The sequence below is a fragment of the Vagococcus penaei genome (genome assembly GCF_001998885.1).
GTDB classification, from domain to species: Bacteria; Bacillota; Bacilli; order Lactobacillales; family Vagococcaceae; genus Vagococcus; species Vagococcus penaei.
In genome coordinates, this window is the sequence record NZ_CP019609.1 from 908,421 (window position 1) to 920,790 (window position 12,370).

The 12,370-nt window shown below is 35.9% G+C and carries 12 protein-coding genes; 3 read left to right on the plus strand and 9 right to left on the minus strand.

Annotated elements, in window-relative coordinates; all coding sequences use genetic code 11:
• Positions 1-70 precede the first annotated feature (70 nt).
• Together BW732_RS04285 and BW732_RS04290 are read left to right on the plus strand one after the other, a co-directional pair.
• Positions 71-1,807, plus strand: a complete 1,737-nt coding sequence (locus BW732_RS04285; RefSeq protein ID WP_077275622.1) for an ABC transporter ATP-binding protein — start codon at positions 71-73, stop codon at positions 1,805-1,807.
• Positions 1,808-1,811: 4 nt separating this feature from the next.
• Complete coding sequence (locus tag BW732_RS04290; RefSeq protein ID WP_077275623.1) at positions 1,812-3,545, plus strand: ABC transporter ATP-binding protein; 1,734 nt, start codon at positions 1,812-1,814, stop codon at positions 3,543-3,545.
• 52 nt (positions 3,546-3,597) lie between these two features.
• Here BW732_RS04290 and BW732_RS04295 read toward each other — a convergent pair whose 3' ends face one another.
• The 3 genes from BW732_RS04295 to BW732_RS04305 form a co-directional block, all read right to left on the minus strand.
• The gene (locus tag BW732_RS04295; RefSeq protein WP_077275624.1) at positions 3,598-4,101 is read right to left on the minus strand and encodes an LURP-one-related/scramblase family protein; all 504 of its coding nucleotides are present in this window, start codon (positions 4,099-4,101) and stop codon (positions 3,598-3,600) included.
• Positions 4,102-4,170: 69 nt separating this feature from the next.
• Positions 4,171-4,857 (minus strand): YjjG family noncanonical pyrimidine nucleotidase, encoded by a 687-nt coding sequence (locus tag BW732_RS04300; RefSeq protein WP_077275625.1) that lies wholly within the window; start codon positions 4,855-4,857, stop codon positions 4,171-4,173.
• A gap of 111 nt (positions 4,858-4,968) precedes the next feature.
• Complete coding sequence (locus BW732_RS04305; RefSeq protein ID WP_077275626.1) at positions 4,969-5,349, minus strand: methylglyoxal synthase; 381 nt, start codon at positions 5,347-5,349, stop codon at positions 4,969-4,971.
• A gap of 130 nt (positions 5,350-5,479) precedes the next feature.
• Between BW732_RS04305 and BW732_RS04310 the strand changes: the two genes are divergently transcribed.
• Positions 5,480-6,586: an ABC transporter ATP-binding protein gene (locus tag BW732_RS04310; protein WP_077275627.1), complete on the plus strand. Its 1,107-nt coding sequence runs from the start codon at positions 5,480-5,482 to the stop codon at positions 6,584-6,586.
• Positions 6,587-6,635: 49 nt separating this feature from the next.
• Here BW732_RS04310 and BW732_RS04315 read toward each other — a convergent pair whose 3' ends face one another.
• From BW732_RS04315 to BW732_RS04340, 6 genes are all read right to left on the minus strand, one after another.
• On the minus strand, positions 6,636-7,199 hold the full coding sequence (locus BW732_RS04315; RefSeq protein WP_077275628.1) for a hypothetical protein: 564 nt from the start codon (positions 7,197-7,199) through the stop codon (positions 6,636-6,638).
• 79 nt (positions 7,200-7,278) lie between these two features.
• Positions 7,279-8,166 carry a 16S rRNA (adenine(1518)-N(6)/adenine(1519)-N(6))-dimethyltransferase RsmA gene (rsmA, locus tag BW732_RS04320; protein WP_077275629.1) on the minus strand — a complete coding sequence of 296 codons (888 nt, stop codon included), beginning with the start codon at positions 8,164-8,166 and terminating at the stop codon, positions 7,279-7,281.
• Positions 8,150-8,740: a ribonuclease M5 gene (gene rnmV, locus BW732_RS04325; RefSeq protein WP_077275630.1), complete on the minus strand. Its 591-nt coding sequence runs from the start codon at positions 8,738-8,740 to the stop codon at positions 8,150-8,152. Before rnmV ends, rsmA begins: the two co-directional genes overlap by 17 nt.
• Positions 8,740-9,507, minus strand: coding sequence for a TatD family hydrolase (locus tag BW732_RS04330; RefSeq protein ID WP_077275631.1), 768 nt, complete (start codon positions 9,505-9,507; stop codon positions 8,740-8,742). The genes rnmV and BW732_RS04330 overlap by 1 nt, the downstream gene beginning before the upstream one ends.
• An 86-nt stretch (positions 9,508-9,593) precedes the next feature.
• Positions 9,594-11,600, minus strand: a complete 2,007-nt coding sequence (gene metG / locus BW732_RS04335; protein WP_077275632.1) for a methionine--tRNA ligase — start codon at positions 11,598-11,600, stop codon at positions 9,594-9,596.
• 107 nt (positions 11,601-11,707) lie between these two features.
• Positions 11,708-12,343: a DUF1054 family protein gene (locus tag BW732_RS04340; RefSeq protein ID WP_126844008.1), complete on the minus strand. Its 636-nt coding sequence runs from the start codon at positions 12,341-12,343 to the stop codon at positions 11,708-11,710.
• Between the last annotated feature and the right edge of the window lie 27 nt (positions 12,344-12,370).

Below are 12,370 nucleotides of genomic sequence, written 5' to 3' on the forward strand. Positions count from 1 at the left end.
TTTATTCTGCTTTAAAAAAAGGGAAACCTGTCTTACAATAGATATATTCACTGCTTAGAAAGGAGTTTTCATGTTCTCACTACTAAAATACGCTAAAAATTACCGTAAAGAATTAATTTTAGGCCCCTTATTCAAGTTATTCGAAGCTATTTTTGAACTATTACTACCAATTTGTATGGCTCGTTTAATTGACCAAGGAATTAATCAACAACACCGACCGGCTATCTTATTCTATGGTGGTTTAATGCTCTTGATGTCTGTCATTGGTTTAGGCTGTGTTCTCATTTGCCAATACTACGCTTCCGTTGCTTCCCAAGGTTTTGGGACTGAACTTAGAAAAGAAATGATGCACAAAATCAATCAGTTTTCTCATAAGGAATTAGATGAAGTTGGCACGTCAACATTGGTAACGCGTATGACAAATGATATTAATCAACTTCAGCTAGCTTTAGCAATGCTCATTCGTTTAGTCATCCGAGCACCTTTTTTGAGTATTGGTTCAATTATTATGGCATTTTACATTGACCCACAATCGGCTGTCATCTTTTTAATTGTGCTACCTTTATTTTCTTTGCTTTTATATATTATTATTAAACGGACTGTCCCCTTGTATAAAAACGTCCAGCAAACTATTGATCATCTCAATGAAGATGTTGCCGAAAATTTATCAGGTGTCCGTGTAATTCGTTCATTCGCTAAAACTCACGACCGTGAAACGCAATTCATTGCTATTAGCAATAATTTAGCTAACGCTTATATCCGTGTAGCAAACTGGTCAGCAAATTTAAATCCACTGACAACTTTTATGATGAATAGTGCTGTAATTGCCTTACTCTATTTTGGTGGTTTATCCGTCAACTCTGGCAGACTACAGCAAGGTGATGTCTTAGCTTTGATTAATTACATGACCCAAATGCTGTTAGCCTTAATTGTTGTGTCCAATTTAGTCGTTATTTTCACCCGTGCAGCTGCTTCCAATCAGCGAGTGATGGCCATTTTAGCAATCGAACCTGTGATTCAAACCGATAATCATAGTAATGATACTTCTTGGCAAGCAGACTCTGCCATAAAGTTTACCAATATTAGCTTTCGCTACACAGAAAAATCTGGTGCAGCTTTACAGAATATTTCGTTCTCAGTAAAAAAAGGACAAACATTAGGTATCACTGGACCAACTGGAAGTGGTAAAAGTACTCTAGTTGACCTTATTCCTAAATTTTATACTGCAACGTCTGGTACGATAACTATTAATAATCACCCAATTGACGATTACACAACTGGTGAACTAAGACAACATATCGCTGTCGTCCCACAAGTCAGTCAATTATTTAGCGGGACTATTCGTAGTAACTTACTCTTAGGAAATCCTAAAGCAACAGATGCTGATTGCCTGAAAGCACTAACTATCGCTCAATGCGATGACTTTGTACTCAATTTAGCTAATGGGCTTGATGAACCTGTTCAAGCACGAGGTAAAAATTTTTCTGGTGGGCAACGTCAACGCTTGACCATTGCCCGTGCATTAGTCGCACAACCGGATATCTTAATTCTTGATGACAGTCTAAGTGCCTTAGATTATAAAACTGATTTGGCTCTACGCCAAGCACTTAAAACCCAACTTAGTAAATTGACCCTAATCATCGTTTCGCAGCGGATGTCATCAATTGAACATGCGAATAGTATTCTAGTCCTAGATGATGGCCGGGAAGTCGGATTAGGTACTCATCATGAATTACTAGAAAATTCAATAGTTTACCAAAAACTCGTACAATCACAACAGCAAACGACAACAAAAGGTGGTGAGTAATGGTATGCCAAATTATGTGACACGCTATTTACATTTCTTAACCAATTATAAGTTAGCTATGATTTTAGCGATGGGGTTAGGTCTCGTTAACGGAACCATCCTCGTCTTATCAACGCTCTATATTGGGAAAGCAATTGACACCATGGCACAACAACATCATGTAGCGTTCAATCAGCTGAGTACCATCCTGATTCTATTACTAATAATGACCTTAGCAAATAGCTTCTCGCAATTAATGATCCAACGTCTAGGAAATCGCGTAGCTTACTTATCCACAGCTAAATTCCGCCAGGCGACTTTTACACATGTGAATAAGTTACCGATTCGTTATTTTGATCAACACTCACATGGGGATATTATGAGTCGTTTTAGTAATGATTTAGATTTAATTTCGGATGCTACGCTAACAATTTTTAACAGTATCTTCTCTGGTCTGACCATCATTCTGATTTCTTTCATTGCGATGCTCTTTTTAAGTCCTGTACTGACAGGTGTTGTTCTGCTATCGACTATCTTAATGGCCTTAACTAATTGGCTAATTGCAAAATATAGCCAACAGTCATTTGCTGATCAGCAACAAAAAGTAGGCGAAATAACTGGCTACATTTCAGAAGTCATTCCCCAACAAAAGCTAATCAAAGCCTATCGTCATGAAGCAGAAGTTGAAACAACATTCAATCAACTAAACCAACAACTAAAAAAAATTGGGCAACGAGCTCAATTTATCTCATCATTGACTAATCCACTCTCACGCTTTATTGATCACTTAGGGTACGTTGCCATTGGGAGTATTGGTGGTCTACTGATTTTAGCCAATTCAGCGACAATGTCTGTTGGTATTATCTCTAGTTTTATTTTATATTCAGGCCAATTTTCTAAACCGTTAATTGAATTGTCTGGAATGATGACTCAAATTCAATCCGCACTCGCTGGTTTAAAACGTATTGATCAACTCTTTAATGAACAACCAGAAATTAATACAGGACAACAAACATTAGAGAATTGTATAGGGGAAGTTGACTTTCAACATGTTTCTTTTAGCTATCAAGCAGAGAGACCCTTAATTACTGACTTTAATTTATCAGTTAAACCAGGACAAACCGTTGCGATTGTCGGAAAAACTGGAGCTGGGAAATCAACGCTAGTTAATCTGTTACTTCGCTTTTACGATTGTGATTCTGGCGATATTTTATTAGATGGTGTGTCCATTTATCAGCTTCCAAAAGATGTACTTCGACAACAATTTGGGATGGTCTTACAAGATACTTGGTTATTCCATGGGACCCTTCGTGAGAATTTAACATTAGGTAATCCTTCGGCAACTGAGCACTTAATCCAGAAATCTTGCGAGGATGCTTCTATTGAGCACTTTATAAAATCCTTACCAGATGGCCTGGACACTATTATTGGTGAAGGAAACTTATCCTTATCTGATGGACAAGAACAACTACTAACAATTGCTCGAACAATGATTAGTCAACCAAATATGTTAATTTTAGATGAAGCGACTAGCTCGATTGACTCGTTAACCGATGAATTAATTCAATCCGCTTTGGCCAAACTAATGACTGGGCGTACTAGCTTTATTATTGCCCATCGTTTAACGACAATTAAAAATGCAGATTTGATTATTGTCATGGATCAAGGACAAGTTGTTGAGACAGGTACACACGATAACTTACTAAAAAAACAAAACGGATTTTATCAACAATTATATCAAGCACAATTTACAAAATAAAAAAGTGATGACTCAGTGTAGTGAGTCATCACTTTTTTACTTACTTTTTTTATTAAGCTATAACCACATTTGCAAAGTCACTATTCACAGAAAGTTCTTGTAGTAGCGCAATACCAGTAATCATACCGACACTTGCATCTGTATACTCTTCTTCAAAAATAGTTAATTCATAAGACGGTGCCCAAAGCATCCATTTTGGACGAACTTTTGATACCTTACGATAGCCTTTTAACAATTCAAATTTAAAGTTTTTCCAATCATCAATTACGGTTAAATCATTTTTTTCAACTAGATTTCCAGTATGATTTTTTTCACCGTCAACATATGATAGTGTCGCAATTTCCATATTATTTGTATAAACAGTGACGTCCATTTGACTCGGAGTAATAGTTGATTCTATTGTTGATACTAGGTCATTAGTCATGTTATAAACATTAATACTTACCGCATCAGGTACTGTATTTAATGTCATGTAATATTCAGCTTCTTCATTGCGATTTAAAACCACAATATCTTTATCTTCAAACAACATCTTTTTCACATACAACTGTTTCATTTTAGTATCCTCCTTTAAGTAATAGCAACTTAGTTTTATTATAACATCTTTTATTATAATTTCTATAATTTAGACCGCATCTAACAATTCCTTTAGTTTGTTAATTTCTGAACATGACAAATTTGTCATTTCGTTGTAGTTATACCCAGGATTAAACCAAATTGCGTCAATTCCTGACCGGTTTGCTCCTAAAATATCAGAAGATAAACTGTCACCTATCATTACAACACTTGATAAATCAGTGATTCCCATTTGATTAAAAATATAGTCAAAAAAACGAACATCAGGCTTTTCAAAGCCAACTTCTTCTGAAATAAATAATTCTGTGAAATAATTCATCATCAGATTGTTCTCTAGTCGAGCTCGCTGAGTACGACCAATCCCATTCGTTCCTGCCAATATTATATAACCTTGGTCCTTTAGTGTTTGTAACACAATATGAGCATCTTCTATACTATCTGCCCGCTCTTCTAAGAAACGACGATATGTATCATCAGCTTGTGCTCCATCTACAGCAACACCTTGCGTCTCAAAAAATAGTTTAAATCGCGTATTAAGCAATGTTTCTTTTTTTATTGTACCTTCTTCAAGCTTTTTCCATAATCCGTGGTTGATTTCTTTATAACGAGCAACCGTCTCATCATTATAGATGACTCCATATTTTGTAAAAATTTTTTTTAGTGCATAGGTTTCAGATAAACTAAAGTCTAATAGAGTATTGTCTAAATCAAAAATTAAATAATTATATTTCTTCAAAAAATCAGTCCTTTATTATAAAAATCAAAAAAGATGACCTTTTTATCAGTCATCTCCTATCTTACTTTATTTACTTACTGCTAAGCAAATTTTGACGCTCTTTTAATACAATTAGTCCTCACCTAATAATGAAGCAAGCTCTTTTATTAATAAAATTGCCGTACTACGATTAGTTGCTAACGGTATTTCATAGACATCACATAAACGAATCAAAGCATTTACATCTGGCTCATGTGGCTGTGCTGTTAGAGGATCTCTTAAAAAAATTACCATGTCCATCTCACGCTCAGATACACGTGCTCCAATTTGTTGGTCACCACCAAGTGGACCTGATTTAAAACGATGCACACTTAAATCTGTGTGCTCCATAATTTGCGTTCCTGTTGTGCCAGTCGCAAACAACTCTAATTTTTTTAATACTGACTCATATTTCTGAGCTAAAATAATCATTTCTTTTTTCTTTTTATCATGTGCAATTAATGCAACTTTCATTTAAATTCCTCCTTATGCAAGCGTTTTTGTAAAAGTGCCGAACTGAATGTGGCACTTTGCCCATTGTTAGTTTGGTTCACTTTCTATTATACTATAGTCATCAAATGAAACGAAGAAAGTAGGAATTATAATGGTTGAAATCGCTTTAAAACACATTCATAAAAAATACGAAAATAATCCAAACTACTCTGTAACAGACTTTAATTTAGATATTGCTGACCGTGAATTTATTGTCTTTGTTGGCCCTTCTGGCTGTGGTAAATCAACAACACTACGTATGATTGCAGGTCTTGAAGATATTTCTGAAGGTGAATTATGGATTGGTGACCGTATTGTAAATGACGTGGCACCTAAAGATCGTGATATCGCCATGGTATTCCAAAACTACGCTTTATATCCACATATGACTGTATTTGATAATATGGCATTTGGTCTAAAATTACGTAAATATGACAAAGCTGAAATCAAAAAACGTGTGGATAATGCTGCTGATATTTTAGGCTTAACTGAATACTTAAAACGTAAACCTGCTGCTTTATCTGGTGGTCAACGTCAACGTGTGGCTTTAGGTCGAGCAATCGTTCGTGATGCGAAAGTTTTCCTAATGGATGAGCCGTTATCCAACTTAGATGCAAAATTACGGGTAGCGATGCGTGCTGAAATTGCTAAATTGCATCGTCGTTTAGAAACAACAACTATTTACGTTACCCATGACCAAACAGAAGCGATGACAATGGCTGACCGGATTGTTATTATGAAGGACGGCTTCATCCAACAAATTGGTACGCCAAAAGAAGTTTATGATACACCTGTTAATGTCTTTGTTGCTGGCTTTATTGGTTCTCCAGCAATGAACTTCTTCAATGTTGTATTAGGTGAAGATGGTTATATTACTGATGATGCTAACCTACGCTTAGAAGTTCCAGAAGGAAAATTCAAAGTCTTAAGAGAAAAAGGTTATGTTGGTAAACCAATTATTTTTGGTATTCGTCCTGAAGATATCCACAGTGAAGAGATTGTTAAAGATGCTTCACCACACAGTTTGGTTCAGTCAGAAGTAGTAGTAGCTGAATTATTAGGGGCAGAAACAATGCTTTATACACGAACTGCTAATACTGAATTTATTTCAAAAGTTGATGCTCGTTCGGCTTATATACCAGGAGAAACAATTGAACTAGCTTTCAATTTAAATAAGAGCCATTTCTTTGATATGGAAACTGAATTAGTTATTCGCTAAAAATAAAAAAATCAATCTAATAGACGATGTTGTCTACTAGATTGATTTTTTATTTTGCTTTAATAAAAATCGGAAATTTGAAACGGTAGCCAATCCTTTGACCAATAAAATACGCTAGCCAACCATCAACTAAACTATGGATAAATCCACCGACACCGACTAATAGTAAAACTGTCACATAAAAACCAGCAGTATAACTTGCGGCAGAAAGACCGCCAGTCATAAAGAAAATCATAACAACGAGCATTTCCATTGCAACATGGATCAACCCCATAACAAAGTTAAAAGCCATAAACTTTTTAGTTGAAGTAATCACTTTAGGATTTTTTTGTAAATACCAAGCACCAATGACTGCAAAAATAATGTGGCTGAGTGCTCGAGTGGCAATCACTGGATCAGGTAGTGTAATAAAAAACCCAAATGCGGTTCCTAAAGAGACGAGTGCCGCAACACTCGGTGAGACAAACATTGCTAAAAAGACAGGAACATGACTCGCTAAAGTAAAAGATGCCGGTCCAATGACTACTTTGACTGGCATTACCATGGGAATCATAATACCTAAAGCAATTAAAATTGCTGCATACGTTAATTGACTAACTGACTGTGATTTCATTTAATTTTCAACTCCGTTACCTTTTGAACAAATATATCTTATTATAACAGAGTTGTCAACAAACATTTTTTCTGGCACACTATTTTTTATTCGCTAATAGTGCATTAGCTAATCGACCAAATTCTTCAATGCTCAAGGTCTCACCACGACGTTTAGGATCAATTTCTGTTTCATCTAACGATAATTGTAACCACTCTTTCGTTTCGTCTGTTTTACCAAAATGACTAGTTAAATTATTCCATAACGTTTTCCGTCGTTGAGCAAAAGCCGAACGTGTTAATTGGAAAAAGAATTTTTCATCGACGACTTCAACTACCGGTGTTGTCCGACGAGTCAGTTTAATAATTGCAGAATCAACATTTGGTTGTGGAATAAACGCTGTTTTAGGTACAATAAACGCAACTTGTGCTTGCATATAATATTGTACAGCAATCGACAATGACCCATAGGCTTTTGTATTAGGTTTGGCTGTCATTCGATCAGCAACTTCTTTTTGCATCATTACAACCATTGTACTAACAGGTAAATCCGATAGTAACAAGTGCATCATAATTGGCGTTGTAATATAGTAAGGTAAATTAGCCACCACTTTGACATCTGACATCGACTCACCAAAAACTTGTCTAGCAGTTGTCGTGACATCAGCTTCTAAAACATCTTGATTGATAACCGTCACATTATCATAAGGTGCCATTGTTTCTTCTAAAACTGGTATTAATCGTTGGTCAATTTCAAATGCTAAGACTTTACCAGCAGAACGTGCCAAGTGTTCTGTTAAAGCACCGATACCTGGTCCTACTTCAATAACATTATCTGCTGCTGTTAAGTCAGCTGCAGCTGCGATGTTCCGTAAAATGTTGGGTTCCGTTAAAAAATTTTGCCCCAGACTTTTTTTAAATGAAAAGCCATGTGCCTCTAGTATTTGTTTCGTACGACTCGGTGTCGCAATATCACGATAATCCGTCATTTTTTTCCTCCATTATTACTTGTGTCAGAGCGTCCTGTAACGTTGACAAGTCAATTTGAAACATGTCTAACCTTTTACGTAACTGTTTGCCATTTGTATAACCGATACGCAAGATATCACCTAATTGTTCACGGCGTTTTCGTGCATGTTTTCCTGCAATTAAACCAGAATAAATCAAATAGTCAGTGGGGATATCTGATTGATAGACCTCAGTTGTTGGTGTCGATACTAAGCGCAAGGCATCTAAAATAACCTCATCTGACGCGTGCTCCACGCCTAAACTCCCACCTTTTTTCTTTGGTACACTATTCTTGCGATTAATAAAAGCGTGTTTAGCTTGAGGGACAGCTTCCTGCACTTGTTTACGAATTTTTTCACCTGAAAAATCTGGGTCAGTAAAGATAATCACACCACGGATTGTCTGAGCATGGCTAATTTTTTCAAGCGTTTCTTGATTGATGGCCGAACCATTTGTCTCAATAGTGTCAGCAATTACAACTTCTTGGATACGTTTGGTGTCGTCTTTTCCTTCAACAACAATAATCTCTTCAATTTGAATTTTGTCTTTTTTCATTAATTTAACCTAAATAACCGATGGGCATTTTCTCTTGTTTGGTTAGCTATTTGTTCATAACTTGATTCGCATAACTCAGCTAACTTATCCACAACATAATGTGTATAACCTGGTTCATTTCGTTTTCCACGATAAGGAACAGGGGCTAAATATGGTGCATCGGTCTCAACTAATAACTTATCTAATGGAACTATTTTAGCAGCTGCTTGAACGTCTATCGCTTTTTTAAACGTAACAACACCACTAAAAGAAATATGCATTCCTAAATCCAAAAATCGTTTAGCCCATTCATCATCACCACTAAAGCTATGCATAATACCTCCAATAGTATGAACACCTTCTGATTTTAAAATACGATAGGTATCTTCTATGGCATCACGCGTATGAATACTTATTGGTAAATTCATTTCTTTAGCAATAGCTATTTGACGGCGAAAGACTTTTTCTTGCACATCTTTCGGGTCCTCCATCCAATGGTAATCCAGTCCAATTTCTCCTAGCGCAACGACTTTTTCACTTTGTAATAAGTGCTGTAATTTTTTTTCTACTTCTGGGGTATAACTTCCCGCCTCAGTCGGATGCCAACCGATAATACTATAGATAGTTGCATAACGTTGACTTAAAGCTAACGATTTTTCAATGGTTGGTGTATCAAAACCAACAACTGCCATCTCTGTCACATCTAATTCACGTGCGCGCTCAATCACTGCCTCTAAATCATCAGCAAATTGTGGTACATTTAAATGAGTATGTGTATCAAATATCATTTTTTGTCACTCCTTATCATGACTTATTTTAACACAAAAGAAACGATTGAAAGTAGACTTTCGACCTTTCAATCGTTTCAACCAATTTATGCTATAATCGATCCGTTTTTCACACCTTTTGGCGCTTCAACGACATATAATTTCCCTTCAGATTCAGCTGATAAAATCATTCCCTGACTAACTTCGCCACGCATTTTTCGCGGTTTTAAGTTAGCAACAATTAAAACTTTTTTACCGACTAAGTCAGTTGGTTCAGGATAGAATTCTGCAATACCTGATAAAATTTGACGGTAGCCTTCATCACCCGCATCTAAACAAAATTGGAGTAATTTGTCTGCATCTTTTACTTTACGACAATCGATTACTTCAGCTACTTTTAATTCAACTTTATCAAAGTCTTCATATTTAATCGCCTTTTCTTTCACTGATACAAGTGTTGTTTCTTCTGGATTAAACACTTTCTCTTCTTTAGCACCACCAACTGTTTGAGCCATTTGTTCTTTAATATAAGCAACTTCTTCTTCTACATCTAAACGTGGGAAGATTGGTTGACCTTTGCTAATAATTTTAGTGTTAGAAGGAAACTCACCAAAACGAATGTCTAACATTGAGACAGTCTCATCAGATAGACCTAATTGCGTAAAGATTTCTTTTGGTGCTTCAGTCATAATTGGTTGCAGTAGAATAGCTGTAATACGTAAACTTTCAGCTAAATGAACCATCACACTATCTAATTCTGCTTTGCGAACATCATCTTTTGCTAGAACCCAAGGCTCAGTTTCATCAATGTATTTATTTGCACGTGAAATTAATTTCCAAATTTCACTTAAAGCAATATTAAATTCCATTTTTTCCATCGCTTTATTATATTTACCAATAATATCAGCTGCCGTTGTTGATAGCTCACTATCAAATGGTGTGACTTGTGAAGCATACGCTGGGACAATCCCACCACAATATTTATTAATCATCGCAACTGTTCGGTTCAACAAGTTACCTAAATCATTGGCTAAATCATAATTGACACGTGCCACAAAATCCTCTGGTGTAAAGACACCATCAGAGCCAAATGGGATGGCACGCATTAAGTAATAACGTAATGCATCTAAACCATAACGCTTAACTAGCATTTCCGGATAAACAACGTTCCCTTTTGATTTTGACATTTTGCCATCATTCATGACTAACCAACCATGAGCAAAAATTTGTTTTGGTAATGGTAAATCTAGAGCCATTAACATAATCGGCCAATAAATAGTATGGAAACGTACGATTTCTTTTCCAACCATATGGACATCTGCTGGCCAATATTTTTTAAAGTTTGTATCATCAGCCGTTCCATAACCAAGTGCAGTAATATAATTAGACAATGCATCAATCCAAACATAAACAACATGACGTGGGTCACTTTTTACTGGAATACCCCAACTAAATGATGTTCGACTAACAGCTAAATCTTCTAAACCAGGTTTGATAAAGTTATTAATCATTTCATTTTTACGTGATACTGGTTCAATAAAATCTGGATGTGTCTCATAATACTCTAAAAGACGGTCAGCATATTTACTCATTCTAAAGAAATAACTTTGCTCTTTAACTAACTCGACCTCATGCCCACTAGGTGCTTTCCCACCAATCACCTTACCATTTTCATCTCGGTAGACTTCAGCTAACTGATTTTCAGTGAAATACTCCTCATCAGAAACAGAATACCAACCTTCGTATTCACCTAAATAAATATCATCTTGATCCAATAATTTTTGGAAAATCTTTTGTACCGACTCTTTATGAGCGACATCTGTTGTTCGAATAAATTTGGTGTAGTCAATGTCTAACAATTTCCACAATTTTTTGACATCAGCTGCCATGTTATCAACATAATCTTGGGGATCAATCCCTAACTCAGCTGCTTTTTGTTCAATTTTTTGGCCATGCTCATCTAAACCTGTTAAATAAAATACGTCAAACCCTTTCAATCGCTTAAAACGAGCCATTGCATCACAAGCAATCGTTGTATATGAACTACCAATATGTAATTTGCCACTTGGGTAATAAATTGGTGTTGTAATATAGAATGTTTTTTTCTCCTCCACTTTTAAACTACCTCCTTGAATTAAGATTTATCTATTAACTTTTTTGAGTGAATTCCGTTACATTATATCATAACTGTTAGAAAATTTTCACTGAAAATTCGCATTCCTTATTGCATGGCTAAAGAATCTTGCCGAATTTGCATGGCTCGCAAGTATAAAGGAACCAATTGTTGATAAGTTTCCAACATGTACTCGCGAGCTAAGTCTGGTGTGGATAACAATGGGTTCTCTTTTTTAATTATCCGACCAATTTGAAATTCACCCTTTTTTACTGTTTGCCAACGAGTTAAACCGGCTTTTAAGTTATCCACTGTTAATAACTCATAGGTATTTTTGGTGTGATCCAAATTTATCACCATATCTGCTTCTAAATCTGTGAATAACTCCGGATGTAATAAAAAATCGTCCGCCATTGCTTGTTCAAACTGTGGATTATCAATGAATGATAACCACATAACTAAGTAATTTTCCGTTATCCCCAATTGAAAATGTGGATATTTTTTGTAGCCACGTTGGTCACCACCCATTGCACTCCAAGTAAAATCCGGTGCATTAGCAGTACGTCGACGATGTTGTGCTATATGAACTGGTAGAATAGAACCCAATTCAGGGGCTAGTTGTCCCACAAAATAATCATCTAATTCTTGAAAAAGCGGCTGAATATACGCTCTAATTGCTGTCATACGTGCCTCTAGCCCCTCTATTTTAAAACAATCAAATTCCTTTTGACCAAACATAGCCATTTAGACTCACTCCTACTATTTTTACTT

What these genes read in the sequence shown, in the direction of transcription:
- rsmA (WP_077275629.1), bottom strand. Translation starts at nt 8,166, where the DNA reads ATGACGGATTATCGTGATATTGCGACACCGAGTCGTACGAAACAAATA.
- BW732_RS04315 (WP_077275628.1), bottom strand. Translation starts at nt 7,199, where the DNA reads ATGAAATCACAGTCAGTTAGTCAATTAACGTATGCAGCAATTTTAATT.
- BW732_RS04305 (WP_077275626.1), bottom strand. Translation starts at nt 5,349, where the DNA reads ATGAAAGTTGCATTAATTGCACATGATAAAAAGAAAAAAGAAATGATT.
- BW732_RS04340 (WP_126844008.1), bottom strand. Translation starts at nt 12,343, where the DNA reads ATGGCTATGTTTGGTCAAAAGGAATTTGATTGTTTTAAAATAGAGGGG.
- BW732_RS04310 (WP_077275627.1), top strand. Translation starts at nt 5,480, where the DNA reads ATGGTTGAAATCGCTTTAAAACACATTCATAAAAAATACGAAAATAAT.
- BW732_RS04290 (WP_077275623.1), top strand. Translation starts at nt 1,812, where the DNA reads ATGCCAAATTATGTGACACGCTATTTACATTTCTTAACCAATTATAAG.
- BW732_RS04330 (WP_077275631.1), bottom strand. Translation starts at nt 9,507, where the DNA reads ATGATATTTGATACACATACTCATTTAAATGTACCACAATTTGCTGAT.
- rnmV (WP_077275630.1), bottom strand. Translation starts at nt 8,740, where the DNA reads ATGAAAAAAGACAAAATTCAAATTGAAGAGATTATTGTTGTTGAAGGA.
- BW732_RS04285 (WP_077275622.1), top strand. Translation starts at nt 71, where the DNA reads ATGTTCTCACTACTAAAATACGCTAAAAATTACCGTAAAGAATTAATT.
- BW732_RS04295 (WP_077275624.1), bottom strand. Translation starts at nt 4,101, where the DNA reads ATGAAACAGTTGTATGTGAAAAAGATGTTGTTTGAAGATAAAGATATT.